Here is a 19,407-nt window from a genome sequence, read left to right on the forward strand (position 1 = left end):
GACGTTCGGCATCCCAGCCGACCGGAACCGACCATGGCTCCGACTCGACGGACACACGATCCCAGGGAGGCCCCCGTGACCAGCGTGATCAAGGTGCTGCGCCGGGCCCGCACCGGGCCGGCCGTGTGGCACGGCCCGGACCTGGCGGACTCCGACGCGTGGGTTCTGCGGCTCACACAGGCGCAGATCGACGAGCTCGAGGCGGCCCTGCGGGTGGTGCGCGACCGGGGTGTTCCGCTGTTGAAGGTGAGCGCCGGTGACTTTCCGCTGCCGACCCTGGCCGGAGAGTTGGAGCGCATCGCCGACGTACTGGAGAACGGACACGGCTTCGTACTCATCAAACGCATTCCGGTCGAGCGGTACAGCCGGGCGGCGGCGAGCACCATTTTCTGGGGACTGAATCAGCACTTGGGTACTCCGGTGTCACAGAACGCGGCGGGCCACGTGCTCGGCCACGCCCGGGACACCGGCCGGACCATGGCCGACCCCGCGACGCGCGGCTATCAGACCAGGGAAGGGCTGCCGTTCCACACCGACGGCTCTGATGCCCTCGGGCTGCTCTGCCTGCAATCGGCCCGCTCAGGCGCACGCACCGCGGTCGTCAGCTCGGCCGCGATCTACAACGCCGTGCTGGCACGGCGGCCGGATCTGGTCGAGCGCCTGTACCGCAGGCACTTCCTCGACCGTCGGGAGGAGCAGGCCCCTGGCGAGCGACCGTACTACGCGGTTCCGCTCGCGTGCTGGTACGGGGGCAAGCTCAGCATCCGCTACCACCGCGGTTACCTCGAATCCGCACAGCGCTTCCCCGAGGTCCCCCGGCTGGAGCCGGCGGACGTGGAATTGTTCGATCTCATCGATGAACTGGCGGGGTCCCCCGAGCTTCGGCTGGACGTCGAGTTCGAGGTCGGCGACCTGCTGCTGCTCAACAACCACGCGGTGCTGCATTCCCGCACGGAGTACGAGGACCACGCCGAGGCCGAGCGGAAGCGCCATGTGCTGCGGCTGTGGCTGGACCTGCGGCGGGGACGCGACCTGCCGCCGAGCCTCTGGGGCGATCCGAACATCACCGACGGCCCGGGCGGCGGGATCCCCCCACGCGACGTGATCGCGAGACAGCACACCGCCGGCCCCGGCGGCTCCCACCGCCCGCGGTGACCGTCACCATCCCGAATTCTGAGGGGAACCGTATGAACAACCTCGCCGTACTCCTGGCGGAATCCGCCTGGGCCGACGGGCGACGAGTCGCCGTTCGGCAGGGCGAGACCGCCCTCACCTATGCCCAACTGAACGACGCCGGCGCCCAGTTCGCCACGCTGTTGCGCGCCAGGGGCATGCAGCCGGGCGATCGCGTCGCGCTGGTCATGCCCAACGTCATCCCTTTCCCCGTCGTGTACTACGGCATCCTCCGCGCGGGCGGCGTAGTGGTGCCGATGAACCCGCTGCTGAAGGCCCGCGAAATCGCGTACCTGCTCCGGGATTCCGGATCCCGGACCGTGGTGACGTTCCCACTGTGCGCGGCCGAGGTCATGATGGCCGCGGCAGAGGCCGGCGCCGAGTGCCTGGTCATCGACCCCGCGGCATTCAACGATCTCGTGCGGGCCACCGCACCGATGCCCGGGATCGTCGATCGGGGTGAGAACGACACCGCCGTGATCCTGTACACCTCGGGCACCACGGGAACCCCGAAGGGCGCCGAGCTGACCCACCGCAACCTGAGGACCAACACGGTCACCACGGTCGAGACGGTGCTCCACATCGGGCCGGACGACGTACTGTTCGGCGGCCTGCCCATGTTCCACGCCTTCGGACAGACCTGCGCGCTCAACACCGCCGTCGCCGCCGGCGCCACGCTGACCCTGCTGCCGCGGTTCGAGCCGGCCAAGGCGCTGGAGATCATGGACCGGGACGGGGTCACCGTCTTCCTGGGCGTCCCCACGATGTACACGGCCCTGCTGAACACCGCGATCCCCGACGGCTACGACCTCTCGCGGATGCGCCTGGCCGTTTCCGGGGGCGCCGCGTTGCCGGTCGAAGTGCTGCATGGCTTCGAACGGGAATTCGGCGCCACCGTGCTGGAGGGCTATGGCCTCTCGGAGACCTCGCCGGTCGCCTCGTTCAACCCTCCGGACCGGCCGGCCAAGGCCGGTTCGATCGGTCTCCCCATCCGCGGGGTCGAGTTCATGCTCGTCGCGGAGGATGGCACCACGGCCGGGCCGGGCGAGGTCGGTGAGATCGCGATCCGCGGCGAAAACGTGATGAGGGGGTACTGGAACCGTCCGGGCGCGACCGCGGAGGCCATCCGGGACGGGTGGTTCCACAGCGGCGATCTCGCCCGTGTCGACGAGGACGGCTACTACTTCATCGTCGACCGGAAGAAGGACCTCATCATCCGCGGTGGATACAACGTCTATCCGCGCGAGATCGAGGAGGTGCTCTACGAACACCCCGCCGTCGCCGAGGCCGCTGTCGTCGGCGTGCCGCACAAGACCCACGGGGAGGAGGTGGCCGCCGTGGTAACGCTCCGGGACGGTGCACAGACCACCGCCGATCAGATACGCGATTACGTCAAACAGCGGGTTGCCGCGTACAAGTACCCGCGGATCGTCACGATCACCGACGGGCTCCCCAAGGGAGCGACCGGCAAGATCCTCAAACGGGAGATCGTGGTCAGGCGATAGGGGGCGGGTGGGGGTCCGCCACATCCTACTGAGCGGGGATGCCCAGCCGGTCGGCCACGGCGGTGAGGGCGGTCCCCAGCGGGAGCGCGACGCGGGTGACGGCGTGCTGGTCGCCCCGGGTCGGGTCCAGGTTGACGATCAGCACCGGCTTTCCGTCCCGGGCCGCCTGGCGGACGAACCGGAGTCCGGACATCACCGTCAGTGAGGAGCCCAGGACCAGCAGCGAGGCCGCCTCGCGGACCAGCTCGCGGCAGTGCTCGACCCGCTTCGGCGGAACGGCCTCGCCGAAGAACACCACATCGGGTTTGAGGACGCCACCGCAGACCGTGCAGGGCACTACGCGGAAGTCCCCGACCTGTTCGTCGGTGAGGTCGGCGTCGCCGTCCGGGTTGATTCCGGCGGCCACCGGCTCGAAGCCCACATTGGCCTCCTCCAGCCGCCGGGCGAGTTCGCGGCGCGGGCTGAAGGTGCCGCAGGAGAGGCAGACGACCCGGTCCAGGCTTCCGTGGAGTTCCACGACGCCCTCGCTGCCGGCCGCCTGGTGCAGACCGTCCACGTTCTGGGTGATCACGCCCGAGAGCAGGCCGTGCCGCGCGAACGCGGCCACGGCCCGGTGCCCGGCGTTGGGACGGGCGCGGCCGAAGGTGCGCCAGCCGAGGTGGCTGCGGGCCCAGTACCGGCGCCGGGCCCGGGCGTCGGCCGTGAAGTCCTGGTAGGTCATCGGGGTGTGCCGGCTCAGGCTCCCGCCCACGCCCCGGTAGTCGGGGATGCCCGACTCCGTGGAGATGCCCGCACCGCTGAGCACCAGCACACCGCCGGTGCTCAGCGCGTCGGCGACCGGTTCCGGATCCGTGCTGCCCGGCGGCAGGTCCTCGGCAGGGGTCCAGCTCAAAGTGGGGCGCATACGCATGTCGCCAGAGTACGGAACGCGGCACGGTGACACCTGGCGTATGCGAGGTGGGCGCGTTCACCTGGCCGCGGTTCCGGGCCGCGCTGATCGCCCGGGTCGCGGCCACCGGGACGACCACGGCCATGTGTTCAACTCCAAAAGCGCGACAACGCGTTATTGAGTCCCTGTGAAATCTCACCTACCATTTTCGACATGGCGAATCAAATTGCGGCCGGATCGGAACTTCTCGCATATATGAGGGACTTCTCGCTGAGAGAAGATGAGATTCTGCGCGATCTGCGCCGGATGACCGCGGAGCTGCCCGGTGGGGAAGCGATGCAGGTCATGGCCGAAGAGGGGCAGTTCCTCGCGTTTCTGGTCGCGGCGACCGGAGTCGCGGAGGCGCTGGAGATCGGCACCTTTACCGGCTACAGCACCCTGTGCATGGCTCGCGCTCTTCCGCACCACGGGAGACTGATCACCTGTGACATAACCGATCGGTGGTCGGAGATCGGTGCCGATTATTGGCGGCGAGCGGGAATTTCCGAGCGGATCGAGGTTCGTATCGGTCCGGCGACCGAAACTCTCCAGAAGATGCTCGACGACGGTTTCTCCGGCAGTTTCGGTCTCGTTTTCATCGATGCCGACAAGGCGAATTATCCGCGGTACTACGAGCTGGCGTTGCGGCTCGTGCGGCCGGGCGGGCTGGTGGTGGTGGACAACACGCTCTTCTCCGGCCGGGTCATCGACTCCCTCGCCGACGACGCGGACACCGCCGGTGTTCGTGAGCTCAATGCCATGATCCGGGACGACCGGCGGGTCGACGTGAGCATGCTCCCGATGGCCGACGGCATCACTCTGGTCCGCCGGAGGTGACCGGTGCCCGGCGGTCGGTGAGGTCCGGAGCGACGAGCCGGGCCGTCGTGGGGGCGGCCCGCCGCTCGGGCACGAGGTGCAGCAGCTGGACGTCCTCGCCGGAACTCCCGGCGACCGGCCCCCGGCAGTCGCAGGGCCGCTCGTCGAAACCGGCGAACCGGTAGGCGATCTCCATCATCCGGTTGCGGTCGGTGGGGCGGAAGTCCGCCAGCAGGTGGACACCGGCCCGGCCCGCCTGGTCGACCAGCCAGTTGAGGATCATCGCCCCGGCCCCGAACGCCACCACCCGGCACGAGGTGGCGAGCAGCCTGAGGTGCCATGCCTCCTTGTGCTTCTCGACCAGCAGCACACCCACGGCACCATGCGATCCGAAACGGTCGGTGAGCGTCGTGACCAGGACCTCATGGCTGGGGTGGGCGAGAAGCGCGCGCAGCGCCTCGTCCGGGTAGTGCACCCCGGTCGCGTTCATCTGGCTGGTGCGCAGGGTCAGTTCCTCGACCCGCGACAGCTCGTCCTCGGTGGCCCGTTCGATGCGCATCACCATGTCCAGCGAGCGGAGGAAGTCCTCGTGCGGGCCGGTGAACCGCTCCTGCTCGGCCGTGCGCCGGAAGCCGGCCTGGTACATCGTCCGGCGTCGGCGCGAGTCGACGGTCACCGACCTCGGGCTGAACTCGGGCCGGCCGAGCAGCGTCGTGGCGTCCTCCGCCGGGTAACAGCGCACGTCCGGCAGATGGTAGGCGACCTCGGCCCGCTCGGCCGGTTGGTCGTCGATGAAGGCGATGGTGCCGGGAGCGAAGTTCAACCGCTCGGTGATCCGGCGTACGGCCTCCGACTTGCGCCCCCAGCCGATCTCCGGCACGACGAAGTAGTCCGCGAGGCGGAGCGCCTCCAGCTGTGCCCAGGCGAGGTCGTGGTCATTGCGGCTGGACACCGACTGGAGTATGCCCCGTGCGTCCAGGCCGACGATCACCTCCCGGATCGCCTCGGGCAGCACGACGGTCTCGTCCTCCAGCAACGTGCCGTGCCAGAGCGTGTTGTCGAGGTCCCAGACCAGGCACTTCACGGTCGTGGGCGGGAGCGGGGCGCTGCTGTCGCTCATATTCGGCTCCTTGTGAGCGCGTGGTCGGCCAGGATCAGCTGGCACACCTCGTTGCTGCCCTCGATGATTTCCATGAGCTTGGCGTCGCGGTACGCCCGCGCGACGACATGACCGTCCTGCGCCCCGGCCGACGCGAGCACTTGGACCGCGGCGGCCGCGCCCTCGGCCGCGTGCGTGGCACTGACGTACTTCGCCAGCACGATGGCGGGGACCAGACCGGCGTCGTTGTCGTCCCAGCAGCGGCTGGCGTGCTCACAGGCCCGGGTGGAGACCTGCTCGGCCGTCCACAGGTCGGCCAGGTGCCGGGCGACGAGCTGGTGCTGCCCCAGCGGCCGGCCGAACTGGTGCCGGGATCCGGCGTGCTCGACGGCCGCCGCCACACAGGCCCGCAGGATTCCGACACAGCCCCAGGCGACGGAGATCCGGCCGTAGGCCAGGGCGGTCGTCACGAGCAGGGACAGCGGCTGCCGACCGCCGCCCAGCAGCCTGCTGAGCGGCAACCGCACGTCGTCCAGCCGGACCTCCGCGTGCCCGGCCGCCCGGCAGCCCAGCGGATCGGCCACCGGCCGCACCCGCACCCCGGGGGCGGTCCGGTCCACGACCACCACGGCACCTCCCTCGTCCATCCGGGCGACGACCAGGATGAGATCGGCGTATTCGGCGGCGGTCACCCACTTCTTGTGGCCGTTGAGCAGCAGGGTGTCCCCGTCGATGGTGACGGTGGTCTCGATGGCCGACAGATCGCTGCCCGCCTGGGGTTCGCTGAAGGCCACGGCCGCCGTCTCACCCGAGGCGAGCCGCGGCAGCAGCTCCGCCGCCTGCGCCGGGTCACCGAGCCGTTCCACGGTCCACGCGGCCATGCCCTGCGAGGTCATGACGCTCCGCAGCGAGCCGCACAGACTGCCGACATGGGCGGTGAACTCGCCGTTGTCCGCGCTGCTCCACCCCGGTCCGCCGTACCTCGTCGGGATCTGGGCGGCCAGTTGCCCGGCGGCGCCGAGTTTCCGCACCAGGTCCTCGGGCAGCCGGCCCGCCCGGTCCCAGCCGGACGCCCGGTCGCCGACCAGTTCGGTGACCGCCGAGGCCGCCGCGGCGACGGGTTCACGCACCGGAGCCGCCCGGGGCGGGCTGCCGGAGCCGTTCGACCAGCGCGGCCATCCGCCGCACGGTGCGGAAGTTCTCCATCCGCAGGTCGGCGCCGCGGATGGCGATGCCGTACGACTTCTCCAGATGCACCACCAGCTCCATGGCGAAGAGCGAGGACAGTCCGCCGGAGCCGAAGACATCCTTGTCGGTCGCCCAGGTCGTCCCCGTACGCTTCGCCAGGAACCCCAGCATTTCCGTCTGGACGGTGCTGGATTCCGGCACCGGCTGGTCGGATGACGTGGTCATGCCTGTTCTCCCTCGTACTCGTAGAAGCCGCGCCCGCTCTTGCGGCCGAGGTGGCCGGCCCGCACCAGCTCCAGCAGCAGATCGCAGGGACGGCACCCTTCGTCACCGGTCCGGCTGTGCAGCACCCACAGCGAGTCGACCAGGTTGTCAAGACCGATGAGGTCGGCGGTGCGCAGCGGGCCCGTCGGGTGACCCAGGCAGCCCTGCATGAGCCGGTCGACCGATTCGGCGCTCGCGGTACCCGCCGCCACCACGCGGACCGCGTCGTTGATCATGGGGTGCAGGATCCGGCTGGTGACGAACCCCGGTGCGTCGTCGACCACGATCGGCTGCCGGCGCAGCGCGGTGAGCAGCGCCCGCAACGCGTCCAGGGTCGCCTCGCCGGTGTGGGTGCCCCGGATGACCTCGACCGTCCGGATCAGGTAGGGCGGATTCATGAAGTGGGTGCCGATCAGATCGACCGGCCGCGCCGTCGCCAGGGCCAGCTCGTCGATGGGAATCGACGACGTGTTGGAGATGATCGGGGTGCCCGGCGCGACCAGCGCGGACACGTCCGCGAGGACCTTCGCCTTGGCGTCGGGGTCCTCGGTGACCGCCTCGATCACCGCGGTGGGGGCCGTGTCGTCGGCCGCCGGCAGATCGGCGAGGGACGGGCCGGTGACGAGAGCGCCGGGGACGGTCTCCTCGGGCAGCGCGCCCATCAGCCGCGCCATCCGTACCTGGTGGTCGATCTTCGCCGGGGCCTCGTCCAGCCGGCGCCGGTCCGGGTCGATCAGCGACACCGCGATCCCGTGCCCGACCGCCAGCGCGGCGATGCCCGAGCCCATCACCCCCGCTCCGAGCACCGCCAATCGACGCCCGGCGCCGGGCGTACCGTTCTCCGCTGCCATGTCGCCTCTCTCTGGTCACCGGCCCGGCCGGCCGGGCCGCGTCGCACACGGTGATCGGCGGCGAAGCGGCCCGGGAGCGGATCGAGCGCTCCCGGGCCGCCGTCGCCGGTGGTCACTCCTCCGAGCGGCTCGCGCCGGCCCGGGGAGGTCGCGGTGGCGTCAGATCGCCCGTGGGTTCCGTGTAGAACTGCTGCGCCCACTGCCGGTACCGGCCGATCGGACCGTCGCCCTTGGCGAGCTTCGGGTGGTCGACATGCTCCTGGTAGTGCCACATCAGCAGGTCCGCGCCGGTGTCGACGCTCGCCACCCGCTGGAGGACGGTGCTGAGCAGCCGGGCGACGGGCATGGCTGCCGCGCGCCCCACCGCGCCGGGCACGCCGGGGATGCCGTTCAGCTCCAGCTTCGTACCGAACCGGAGCTGGATGCGTCCCGGGCTGGTGGGGGTCGCGTGGAGCATCACATAGAGGGTGCCCGCGCCCCGGGGCAGGACCGTGCGCGCCGCGATGGTGGCCAGTCCGATCACCGTGAGCGTGTAGGACTGGCGGAACCCGCGCATCATGGTGCCGCGGGCGGTCGCGGTGACGGTGCTGGTCGGTTCCCCGGCCACCGGAGCGCCCTCGATGTCGAGACCTTTGAGACCGTGCAGCGCCGGCAGATGACCCCAGTCGAAGGCGTTCTCGATGACGTCCTGCGGGTGACCGGCGATATCGAAGGTGTCGTGGCTGTACGGCTGCCGGTCGTCCATGGGGAAGGCCGGGACCTCCCACTGCGGGGGCAGGCCGAGGGCGTGCCACCATACGTAGATCGAGCCGTTGGCCTCGCACACCGGGTACTGCGCCAGCGACGCCTTCGGCGGTGGTTTGTCGTAACCCGTGCGCACACAGGTGCCCTCCGGGCTGAACGCGAACCGGTGGAAGGGGCAGACGATGTCCTCGCCCTCGATCGATCCGCCGACCCCGAGATGCGCTCCCAGATGCGGGCACTGGGGCCGGACGGCCCGCAGCACGCCCTTGGCCGTCCGGTAGAGGACGACCTCCGTGCCCGCGATCGGGCGGGTGGTGACGGATCCGGGCCGCACCTCGTCGGTGAAGGCCAGACAGAACCACCCGTTCGGATAAGGGAGGGAAGGAGTCCGCAGGCTGTCGGCCGGGGCCGCGCTGGGCAGGCGGACCCTCCGGGCGTTGAGAAGCTGCTTCACCAGGGGCTTCAGGTGAGGCTTCACGGCATCACTCCTAGTGCTTCACCGGGCAGCCGCCGGTGCCCGGCGGCGTGGATGGCTGGACGGACGTGGATGGCTGGGCGGGTGTGGACCGCGGCGTGGCCGCGTGCAGTTCGGCGTCGCCGGCGCCGCTCGTCCGCCTCTCACTGAGCCGCAGGCGCAGCCCGCGCGAACTCAGGCTGGTCTCCACCTTGGGCTCGAACGGCTGGTCGCCGACGGGCGTCAGCTCCCAGCGGGCGACGATGGCGGTGAGGGCCAGGATGGCCTCGGTGAGGGCGAACTGGTCCCCGATGCACTTGCGCGCCCCGGCGCCGAACGGGATGTAGGCGGCCCGGTCGGGCTGGCCGTCGAGCCAGCGGTCCGGGTCGAACCGGTCGGGGTCGGGGTAGAGGTCGGGCCGGCGGTGCAGGAGGTACGGGCTGAGCACGATGGTGCTGCCGCCCTTGAGCCGCACCCCGCCGAGTTCGGTGTCCTGCCGGACCGCGCGGGTCATCATCCAGGCGGGCGGATACAGCCGCAGCGTCTCGGTCACCACCCGGGCGGCCAGGTCGAGCGAGGGCAGGTGCGCGGGATCGACCTTCCCGCCGGCCAGGACCTGATCGGTCTCGGCCTGGAGCCGGTGCTGGACGTCCGGGTTCGTGGCGAGCAGGTGCAGCGCCCAGGCCAGGGTGATGGCCGTGGTCTCCATCCCGCCGAGGAAGAACGTGAGGGCCTCGTCCGCCAGTTCGGTGTCGCTCAGCTGCTTCTGGCCGTCCTGGCTCTCCTCGTCGACCGCCGCGACCAGCGTGGAGAGCAGGTCGGCATGGTCGGTCGGATCGGCACGCCGCTCGGCGATGATCTCCGCGATGGTGGCCGCCAGCCGGTCACGGGCCTGGTCGTACCGCCGCTTGCGCGGAGTCGGCACCCGGCGCAGCAGGGCCGGTGTCATCATCCGGCGGAAGAACGCGGTCACGATGGTGGAGGTGTCGGCGAGGGCCCGCCGCATGGTCTCCGCGGGCAGTGCGCCGCTGAACATCGTCTCCATGGTGGCTCGCGTCGTCAGCGTCATCATTTCCTGGGTGATGTCGAGGACGTCGCCGTCCCGCCAGGATGCCGCCTTCACCTCGGCCGCCCGGGCGAACACCGTCCCGTACCCGGCGAGCCGGGTGGGGTGGAACGACGGCTGGCACAGCCGCCGCTGCCGCCGGTGCAGGGGGTACGGGCAGGTGGACAGGCCGTCGCCGATGACCTCGCGGATCCGGTCGTAGATCGGGCCGCCCTTGTCGAAGACACGGTCGTTCAGGAACACCTGACGGGTCAGGTCCGGATCGCAGATCATCATGGCGGTACTCGGGCCCAGCCGGACGCGGACCATCTCGCGGTATTCGGACAGGGACATGATGAACGCCAGTGGATCGCGGAGCAGGGGCAGTGCGTGGCCCAGCAGCGGCAGGGCCCGCGGAGCCAGCGGCACCGACGCGGCGGTCGCCGTACTCGTGTCCGTCATGGACAAACTCCTTCTGATCGTGAGCGACCGGCCGGTGTCATGGCGACGGGATCGCGGGTGACCTCGAACAGCGCGGTGGTCCAGCGGAAGCCGACCCCGAAGCTCACGACGAGGACGCGTTCCCCGGCGCGCAGCGTGCCGGAGCGGAACGTCCGGTCGAGGGCGAGCAGGACGTCGGACGGGCCGGCGTGGCCGATGTGCCGGCCGTAGGTCCAGCTGGTGTCGTCGGCGCGCAGGCCGAGCGGTGAGCCGGAGAGCAGCATGTCCAGCACGACCGACCCGATCGCGATGGGCACCACGTGCGCGATGTCCGCCGGTTTCACGGCGGCCTCGTCGAGGACGGTCTCGATGCAGCGGTGGGTGGCCCGTTGCAGCACGTCGATATGGGGCATGAACCCGGTCTCCTCGACGGGGGACCGCCGGGCGACACCGGTGTGGCCCTCCTTGGTCCGGGTCTGCGCCTCCAGCCGCGACTCCGTGACATGGGCGGTCGCCACCAGGCGGGCGAAGCCCGTCCCCCGGGTGAGGACGGCGGCGGCGCCGGCGTCACCGGCCACATAGCCCAACTCCCGGGAATAGCCCCACCGTTCGTCCGGGAACCGGGCACCGGTCGTGACCAGCGCGGCCTTCGCGTCCGGCCGGGCGGCGAGGTGGTCGGCCGCGGCGACGAGCGCGGCGGCCCCGCCGTCACTGGCGGCACCGACCTCGATTCCGGCGGTGTCCCGTCCCCCGAGCACCCGCATCAGATAGGCCGAGGGTGTGTAGTGGTCCGGGTCCTGGAAGCCGGCGTGCACGAGCAGGCTCAGGTCGGCACTGACCACGTCCGCGTGGCGCAGTGCCTTGAGGCCGGCCCGGGCCGCCATCTGGGTGGCCGTGTTGTCCTTCGAGACGGCGGCCGAGGTGAATCCGTTGAGCGCCATCATGGAGGGCTGCCCGGTGCCCGGTCCGCCCCGCGGCTGCTGCTCGGGCCTGATGGGGGGTATCCACGCGCCGGTCCCGGCGATCGTGATGTCCTGCCACAACACTGCTGTCTCCTCCGCTGTCACGAAAGGGGCGACTGGGGAACGCGGGCGCGGGGCCGGACCAGTTCTCCGCTGTGGTCCAAGGCGTGTGCGGTGACCCCGGTGATACGGGCCAGCACCCTGCCGTGACCGGTCACGGCGGTCAGGTCCCCGGTGGCGAAGTCGCAGTGCAGCCGGATGACCGGGTTCTCCGCGCTGAGCAGGCAGTCGTTGCCCGGCCCGCTGAGCTCGACCTCGTCGAGACCGGCCATCGGGCCGACCAGCGGCGGGTGGTCACCGCGCGGTGGCAGCAGCAACAGGTGCACCATCGCGTCCAGCAGGATCGCCGGTACGGTCATCCCCGCCAGGGCCGGGGCCCAGGCGGCGTGGTCCAGACCGAACCTGGCGCTGTTCCCGTCCGGCCCGCGGGCGTAATCGCTGGTGCCGGCGAACGGGCCGGTGAGCGAGATCGGCGGGTCGGGGGAGTAGACCGGCATCGCGAAATCGGGTTCGGGGTCGTGGGACGAACAGTCGGGTGGTCCGGCGAGCACGGGGTAGCGATCCGCCAGTACGACCGTCGTCTCGCACAGCAGGTCGTTGAAGCGCAGCACCTTGCCGTTCTTGCCGATCCGGTGCGCCGTCATCCGGACCGCCACCTCGGCGCCGTCGCGCTTCCGGCTGGTGACCCGGGCCTCCACCGCGACGGTGCGCTGCGGTCCGGCGAGCCTGACCGTGATCGACGTCCGGCAGACGAGACCGCGGAACCCGGTGACCACCAGGTCGGGGCAGAGCGTCGCGGCCGCGGCGGCCGCGGCTTCCAGGGTGAACGTACCGGCCAGCGTGTACTCACCGTTGACCCGGTGGTGACGCATCCACCGCCCGTCCCGCTCGGCCAGGGTGCGCGGATCCCAGGTCTTGGTGAAGACGGCCCAGTTCTTGCCGCGGTGCAGCACACCGTCGAGCAGCGGACTGGTCAGCGACGGATCCGGCGGGGCGGGCGGCGGCGCGTCCGGAGCGGGTATCCGCGGTTCGCCGGCCGCACCGTAGGTGCTGATACCGCGCCGGGCCAGCAGGACGCGTTCGTCCTCCCGGATGAAGAACGCCACCCCGCCGGCCGGTGGCCGGGTCACGGCGGAGAGGAATTGGGCGCATCCTTGCTCGGTGCTGATGTAGGCGTCCATCTGGTTGCGTTTGAGGGTCTCCCGCATGGTGACGCTGCTGGCGACGCCGACCTCCCGCCAGCCGCTCCAGAGGATCGCCAACTCCTGGTGTCCGTCCGGTCCGTGCCGCTGGGCCCAGGCGCTCGCGTACGCGAGGTACTCGTTGACGGCGCAGTAATCGATGTCACCGGGCGCGGGAGCGAGCGTCGCCAGGGTGCTGAAGTTGCACCAGATCCGGGGCGGACGCCCGGCCAGGGCCCGTTTGAGGTTGCGGTAGCCGGTCGCCTTGGTGGCCCGGACCGCCCGGAAATCGGTCAGGGTCTTGGCGTGCAGCGCACGCGACCGGAGGTCGAGGACGGTGTTGATGAGCAGGTCGATCTGTCCGTGCCGGTCGACGACCTCGTTGAGGACGGCGGTGGTGGCCTCGGCGTCGAGGACGTCGCACACGCGGTGGTGGACCCGGTCCCGGCCGCACAGTTCCGTCAGCCGCCGCACCGTACGGCGTACCTCCAGGCGCGCCTGGGCCTTCTCGTAGGCGGCGCGCAGCTCACCCACCGACGCGCCGGGGCGGCTGCGGTGTCCGGCGGCGATGAACTCGGCCTGCGGCGGCAGCGCGTCATCGGTTTCCGGCAGTGGGGTGCGGCCGATGACGTACACATGCGGCCGGTCGCTGGTGCGGGCGATCGCGTGGAGGAGCTCGGGGGTGATGCCCCGGGCGCCGCCGAAGGCGACCACGACCGCGCCGGGCGGCAGCGAGGCGGCTCCCGGCGGGGGCGGTGGAGCGTGGTCGTCGGCGACGGCCAGGGTGAACCAGTCGCCCCCGCGGCAGGCCAGCGTGTGGGTCGGCACCTGGGCGGTGCCCGCCCGCGCCAGCTGGTCCAGGGCGGTCGCGGCGTCCGGCGCGTCGCTGAGCAGGGTCACTCCACCGCACTGCGGGACCTCGGCGCGGACGGAGCGGATGAGGCCGGTGAACAGCCCGCTCAGCGGGGGTGGCAGGTCGTCCGGCACCGCGCCGAGCAGGAGCGCGCCGAGCGAGCCGCCGGAGCGCAGCGCGGGCAGCGCCGCCTGGAGGGTGGTGAATGCGAGGTCCTGAAGGTCCTCCATCCGGGTGGCCTCGGCATTGTCGCTCCCGTCGTCCTGGACGGGCAGCCGGGACAGGACCCGGATATGGCGCGGGATGAACGGCAGGTCGGCCAGGGCGCCGGGGGCCTCCTCGGGCGGGACGTGGGTGGCGGCTCCGGGGCCCGGCCGCGGTGACCAGACGGCGATGTCCGGGCCGGTGGCGGCCGCGGCGAGATCCGGGGCGTCGGTGATGACGACGGTGCCGGGCGGGATCGATGGCGTGGCCGAGCCGTTCCGCGGCGAGGTCGTCGGGACGAATCGGAGGGTCTGGCGGCGGCCGGTGAAGTCCTCGGTGTGCTCGGGCGCGGTACGTTCCGGCTCGGTGTGCGCTGCCCGGTCCGGCTCGGCCCGCTCCACCTCCTCCTGGGCCGGGCCGTGGGTGTCCGGGCCGTCCGGCCGGGTGAACCGGATCAGTGGCGATCCGGCGGCGGCGGGTGTCACGACGGTGTCCGCTCCGGCGGAGACGGCCTTGAGGACCGCCAGCAGGGCGTCCAGCGACAGATAGGTGTGTCCGGCGTCGGCCAGTACGGGCAGGGCGTGCCCGGGGGTGGCCGGGGCCCCGGGCACGCCGCCGTCGACCGCGGTGGAGAGCGAACCCAGAACGGGCAGGTTGTGCTCCAGCGCGGTGGAGAGCCGGGCGACCGCCAGGACGGCGGCACCTTCCGCGATGGACCGGCCCTCCGGCACCAGGTCGTCGAGGTGGCGGTCCCAGCCGCTGATGGGCCGCTGGCACACCGCGCCGACGAGAGCGAGGTCGCAGGCGCGGTGCCGGAGTTGACGCAGGGCCAGATCGAGGGCGGTGTGCGCGGAGTCCCGGTGGGCGTAGACGCTGGTGCCCATGCCCCGGAAGTCGTAGTAGTTGGCGGCCCGGCCCGACAGGATGCAGGAGACCGCCCCGGTGAAGTCGTCCTCGTTCAGATCGCCGGGGATCACCCCCTTGGCCTCCGCCATCCCCTTCGCGAGGTACTCCTTGAGCGTCTGCGCCTGCACCGGGTCGGGCAGGATGTCGAACGTGGTGGCGCACTCGCCGGCGTGCACCCGCAGCGCGGCCCGGGTGTTGTGCGTGGTCGGCAGCGTCGCTCCCACGACCACCGCCGTGGTGGGCCGCAGGCTGACGCCCGGCTCGCCGAGCTGGTCCAGCAGCGGGCCGAGGGCCTGGAGCATCATCAGGTGGGCGGGGTCCATGTGCCGCATCGTCAGCGGCGGGATGCGCACCTCACGCGGGGACGGCAGGGGGTACGGCATCCCGAAGCCGGCCTCGGGGAGCGGGCCGTCACCACTCAGCCAGGCGGGCACCTGGGCGGTGTCCAGGCCGGGCAGATGGGTGTTCCAGCCCACGACGACCAGTTGTTCCGTGTCCGCGGGGGCGTCTCCGCCCCGCCGCCGCGCGGGGGCGGCCGATGGCACGCGGTCGGACAGGACCACGTGCGCGTCCGCTCCTCCGAGGCCGAACGACGACACCCCGACCACACGAGGTCGTGCGTCCTCCGTCGGCCAGGGCGCGTCCCTGACCGGTACGGTCAGCCGCGTGCCGTCCTCCAGCAGCGGGTGCGGATCGGTGACCACGGGCTGACCGGGGACCGCCCCGCGGTCGAGAGCGACCAGCGCGTGCGCCACCGAGACCAGGCCCGCCAGCACACCGGTGTGCCCGAAGACCTGCTTGTTCGAGGTCAGCAGGCACGCCCGCGTCCGCGGCCCCAACCGGGAGAGCAGCGAGCGCAGTTCGATCTCGTCGCCCACCGGCGTGCCGGTGCCGTGTGCCACCACCCAGTCCACGTCGTCGGCCTCGATGCCCGCGTCGGCCCAGGCCCGGGCGATCGCCAGCTCCTGTCCGCGCGTGGCCGGAGCGTGAATGCCCTTTCCCCGGCCGTCGGCGGCGAGACCGGTGCCCCGGATGACACCGAGCACCCGGTCGCCGTCCGCCACGGCCCGCGCGTACGACTTCAGGGTGAGCATGATGGACCCCTCACCGATGAGGGTTCCGTCAGCCGCCTTGTCGAAGGGGCGTATCCTGCCGCTCATCGAGATGCCCTGGGCCCGGCAGAAGAGGGTGAACCCGATCGGCTCGATGATCGAGGTGCCACCGGCCAGCGCCACGTCGCAGGAGCCCTCGCGCAGCGCCTTGACCGCCGCGTCCAGAGCGAACAAGCCGCTGGCACAGGCCGCGTCGAGGGTCAGGTGCTGCGAGTCGTCGGGGATCAGTCCGCGCAGCGCGTCGCGGGAGACGGACGCGGGCAGGTAGGCCTTCGGGTCCCCGCCGTCGCCACCGTAGTGCGCGGTGATCGCGTGGTCGGCCAGCTCGGCCAGCCAGTCACCGTCCTGGTCGGCGGAGATCGCCTCGCGCACCATGCGCCGGTACTCGTCCCCCAGCACGACACCCTGGGGGCCGAGCCCCGTCTGGTCGTGGATACCGGTGGTCGTGGCGAGCCACCGGTCGGTCGGGCGCCGACGCACCCCGGCCAGGGCCTGGACGGCGCAGTGCCGCAGCCAGCGGGTGGTACGCGGCCACCCGGGGTGGCCGACGTTCCCGTCCGGTTCGGCGATCGAGGCGGGGTCGGGGACGAAGCCGTGGACGTACGCGGCCTCGCGCACGTAGAAGGCGTCGGTTTCCTCCCGGGTGGGCGCCCAGAAGTGCTTCAGGTCGAAGGCGGACGGCTCACTGGAGATCAGGGCGCCCTCCCGTAACCGGTCCCAGAACTCCGCCGTGTTGTTCGCGCCCGGCAGGACCAGGCCGAGGCCGACCACCGCGACGGCTTCGGGGTCCGCCTCCGGCGGTTGGTCGGGTGCAGGGTATGGGGCTGGGTCCGGTGCTTGGTGCTGTGCCTGGACCGGTGCTGGGTCCGGCGCTTGGTCCGGTGCTTGGTCCGGTGCTGGGGCCGCCACCGATGCCAACGCCGGTGCCGATGCGGGCGCCGGGTGGGCGGCCGTCGGTTGTTCGGGGGCGGGCCGGCTCGTCTCGGTCGACGTCGTCGTCACCACCGCCGGGGGCACCGGCTGGTGCCTGGCGGGCCTGGTCACCTGGTCCGCCAGCCTGCTGTGCAGCCGCAGGCCCTGCATCCCGCCGATGCTGATGCCGCCGTCGGCGACGATGGTCTGCCCGGTGATGAAGCCGGCGTCCTCGTGGAGGAGGTGGACGATCAACTTGGCCGCCTCCGGTGTCGAGAGGGTACGACTCATCAGCTCGCCGGCCTCGGCCGGGTCGCCGAGCGCCGCCGCAGGGTCGTCGAGGTTGACGACGATCTCGCTGGCGACGGAGCCCAGCAGCACCGTATTGACCCGGATACCCTGGCCGACCACCTCGAGCGCCAGATAGCGGACCAGCGACTCCAGGGCCGCCTTGGTGACACCGCCGGGGCCGTAACCCGGAACCGGCTGGTGCGCCCCGACGCTGGAGAGACAGAGGATGCTCGCGCCGTCTCTTCCCGCCATCAGCTCGGCCGCCCGGCGCGAACAGTGGTAGGCCGCCATCACGTTGGTGGACCACGCCCGCTGCCAGTACGTGTCATCGATGTCGAACAGCGGCAGGAAGGCCCCGCCCGCGGCGTTGTTGATCAGGATGTCCAGGCCACCGTGCCGCTCCTGGACCAGGTCGAACATCCGGTCGATCTCGCTGGTCTTGGCCACTGAGGCGCGGATGAACTCGCAGCTGTGACCGGCCTGCTCCAGCTCCGCCCGCAGTTCTTTCGCCTGGTCGACCGAGTGGAAGTAGTTGACGATCACGTGGGCCCCGCTCTCCGCCAAGCGGCGCACGATGTCCGCGCCGAGGCTCTTCGCGGCCCCTGTCACCAGGGCGACCCGACCCCGCAGGTTCTCTGTGGAGGTCATAGCCCGGCGGCCCCCGCTCGGGCCTGCACGACGGCCTCCGCGATCCGGCGCAGCGTGCCGACGGTCAGCAGAGAGGAATTGGCCCGGAGGTCGGGCAGGTCGTACCGGTCGGACACCATCCCGAGCAGGGCGACCTGCTTGAGCGACTCCACACCCAGCTCGGCCTCCAGGCCGTCGTCCTCACCGAGCAGATCGGGCGGGTAGCCCAGGAAGTCGCCGTAGAGCGTCCGCAACTCCGCGAGCACCGTGTCGTAGTCCGACCCGGCAGACGACGGCGGGGCGACCGGGGCGGCGACGGCTGGAGCGACCGCGACCGGGGCGACGACGGCCGGGGCGACGACGGCCGGGGCGGCCGCGACCGGGGCGACCGCGACCGGGGCGACCGGGGGAGCCGGAGCCGCGGGGGCCGAGGGAGCCGGGGAGGAGACGGGGGCCGGGGAGGTGACGGGGGCCACGTAGGACACAGGAGCCACATAGGACACAGGGGCCGCGGATTGCGCGGACACGGTGGCCCGGATCGGCAGCTCGGTGACGGGGAGTGTCGCCACCGGCCCGGCCGGCGTCGCGGGCTCACTCACCCGTACGACGGGACCATGTCCGTTGCTCGACGGTGTCGCCAGGCGCGAGCGGAACGGGCCACCGCCGGTGGAGTCGGCGACCAGCGCCCGGACGGCCTCGACCGGGTCGCTCTCGCTCAGCGGGACGACACACTGCACCCCGGGGATCGACGCCTCGACGAACTTGGTGACGACGGGCCACTCCCCGCACTCGACGAAGGCGTCGGCGCCGGCCGCGTGCAGCTCACGGATGGTGTGCAGCATCCGGACCCGGGAGGTGAGTGCGCCGGCGACCAGGTCGACCGGGTCGTCGTCGCCCACATCCCGCCCCAGCCATGGGGAGCACACCCGCCAGCGCCCGGCACCGTATGGCACCCGTGGCGCGGATTCCCGCAGGTCTCGCGCGGCCTGCGCCATCGCCGGAGTGTGGGTCGGATGCGGGACGTCGAGTTGGAGACTTGGCCAGCCGAGGGCGTCGGCCACCCGTTCCACATGCTCGATCAACGCTTCGGGGCCGCTGATGACGCTCTGCCGAGGGGCGTTCTCGCAGGCCAGTACCAGGTGGGGATGGTTGATCAGCTCGGCGAGCGACTCCGCCCGGCGGCCGTCCACTCCGACCGCGAGCATCTTTCCGCCCCAGCTCTGCCGGGTCAGTACCTGGGACCGGGCCACGGCCAGGCGCGCGGCGTCCTCCACGGACAGATGCCCCGCGGCGGCCAGGGCCCACAGCTCCCCGATGCTCTGTCCGACGATCGCGATGGGCTTGGCGCCCTCGGCGATCAGCATATGGTGCGTCGCGATGCTGACCGCGAAGATCTCCAGATATTGCACCTCGGGGCCGCGCCGGTCGCTCGTCTCGTTCTGTTCGATAAGCCGGGCGCTGATGTTGGGCAGCCCCATTTCCTGGGCTGCCTTGTCGATACGTGACAGAGTTTCACGTACGGCCTCGTAACGGTTGTGCAGATCGCACAGAATGCCTCCGCGCGGGGCGGCAACCGTGCCCGGCATGACAAAGACAGAATCCACCACGTGCATCACCCTCATCTCCGTCCCGACTGCCGGCGATGTTGCATTGGCTTAGCCGGGGCCCTGAAACGCCACGACGGCGCGATGAAATCGACGACATACGTCCGCTTGCTGCGGTAAATCGGAGCGGCGAGTCCAGCGAAATTCGACCCTGGCCACCCATTGTTGGTGGCCATTCCCGCAAATG

General features: G+C 71.4%; 13 protein-coding genes. 3 read left to right on the forward strand and 10 right to left on the reverse strand.

Features of this window, described 5'->3' with window-relative positions:
* The first annotated feature begins 75 nt into the window (after positions 1-75).
* Together JK364_RS10930 and JK364_RS10935 are read left to right on the forward strand one after the other, a co-directional pair.
* Complete coding sequence (locus JK364_RS10930; RefSeq protein ID WP_201850123.1) at positions 76-1,155, forward strand: TauD/TfdA family dioxygenase; 1,080 nt, start codon at positions 76-78, stop codon at positions 1,153-1,155.
* Positions 1,156-1,187: 32 nt separating this feature from the next.
* Positions 1,188-2,678 carry a long-chain-fatty-acid--CoA ligase gene (locus JK364_RS10935; RefSeq protein ID WP_201850125.1) on the forward strand — a complete coding sequence of 497 codons (1,491 nt, stop codon included), beginning with the start codon at positions 1,188-1,190 and terminating at the stop codon, positions 2,676-2,678.
* Between the two features lie 25 nt (positions 2,679-2,703).
* Here the strand turns inward: JK364_RS10935 and JK364_RS10940 are convergent, their stop codons facing one another.
* Positions 2,704-3,588 (reverse strand): NAD-dependent protein deacetylase, encoded by an 885-nt coding sequence (locus JK364_RS10940; RefSeq protein WP_201850127.1) that lies wholly within the window; start codon positions 3,586-3,588, stop codon positions 2,704-2,706.
* 192 nt (positions 3,589-3,780) lie between these two features.
* On the opposite strand from JK364_RS10940, the gene JK364_RS10945 reads away from it, so the two are divergent.
* Complete coding sequence (locus tag JK364_RS10945) at positions 3,781-4,443, forward strand: O-methyltransferase (RefSeq protein ID WP_201850129.1); 663 nt, start codon at positions 3,781-3,783, stop codon at positions 4,441-4,443.
* Here JK364_RS10945 and JK364_RS10950 read toward each other — a convergent pair.
* The 9 genes from JK364_RS10950 to JK364_RS10990 all read right to left on the reverse strand — a co-directional run bounded on the left by JK364_RS10950 (position 4,421) and on the right by JK364_RS10990 (position 19,202).
* Positions 4,421-5,542 (reverse strand): HAD-IIIC family phosphatase, encoded by a 1,122-nt coding sequence (locus JK364_RS10950; RefSeq protein ID WP_201850131.1) that lies wholly within the window; start codon positions 5,540-5,542, stop codon positions 4,421-4,423. The genes JK364_RS10945 and JK364_RS10950 overlap by 23 nt on opposite strands.
* Positions 5,539-6,651, reverse strand: a complete 1,113-nt coding sequence (locus tag JK364_RS10955) for an acyl-CoA dehydrogenase family protein (RefSeq protein WP_201850133.1) — start codon at positions 6,649-6,651, stop codon at positions 5,539-5,541. Before JK364_RS10955 ends, JK364_RS10950 begins: the two co-directional genes overlap by 4 nt.
* Positions 6,644-6,934 (reverse strand): acyl carrier protein, encoded by a 291-nt coding sequence (locus tag JK364_RS10960; protein WP_201850134.1) that lies wholly within the window; start codon positions 6,932-6,934, stop codon positions 6,644-6,646. Before JK364_RS10960 ends, JK364_RS10955 begins: the two co-directional genes overlap by 8 nt.
* Complete coding sequence (locus tag JK364_RS10965) at positions 6,931-7,824, reverse strand: 3-hydroxyacyl-CoA dehydrogenase family protein (RefSeq protein ID WP_201850136.1); 894 nt, start codon at positions 7,822-7,824, stop codon at positions 6,931-6,933. Before JK364_RS10965 ends, JK364_RS10960 begins: the two co-directional genes overlap by 4 nt.
* Before the next feature lie 112 nt (positions 7,825-7,936).
* On the reverse strand, positions 7,937-9,046 hold the full coding sequence (locus JK364_RS10970) for a Rieske 2Fe-2S domain-containing protein (RefSeq protein ID WP_201850138.1): 1,110 nt from the start codon (positions 9,044-9,046) through the stop codon (positions 7,937-7,939).
* Between the two features lie 10 nt (positions 9,047-9,056).
* Positions 9,057-10,529, reverse strand: coding sequence for a cytochrome P450 (locus tag JK364_RS10975; protein ID WP_201850140.1), 1,473 nt, complete (start codon positions 10,527-10,529; stop codon positions 9,057-9,059).
* Complete coding sequence (locus JK364_RS10980; RefSeq protein ID WP_201850141.1) at positions 10,526-11,554, reverse strand: 3-oxoacyl-[acyl-carrier-protein] synthase III C-terminal domain-containing protein; 1,029 nt, start codon at positions 11,552-11,554, stop codon at positions 10,526-10,528. The genes JK364_RS10975 and JK364_RS10980 overlap by 4 nt, the downstream gene beginning before the upstream one ends.
* A gap of 17 nt (positions 11,555-11,571) precedes the next feature.
* Positions 11,572-17,637, reverse strand: coding sequence for an SDR family oxidoreductase (locus JK364_RS10985; protein ID WP_201850143.1), 6,066 nt, complete (start codon positions 17,635-17,637; stop codon positions 11,572-11,574).
* Positions 17,634-19,202: an acyltransferase domain-containing protein gene (locus tag JK364_RS10990; protein WP_201850146.1), complete on the reverse strand. Its 1,569-nt coding sequence runs from the start codon at positions 19,200-19,202 to the stop codon at positions 17,634-17,636. The genes JK364_RS10985 and JK364_RS10990 overlap by 4 nt, the downstream gene beginning before the upstream one ends.
* Positions 19,203-19,407 lie beyond the last annotated feature (205 nt).

Origin of the sequence: Streptomyces endocoffeicus, assembly GCF_016741935.1 — a bacterium.
GTDB lineage: Bacteria > Actinomycetota > Actinomycetes > Streptomycetales > Streptomycetaceae > Streptomyces > Streptomyces endocoffeicus.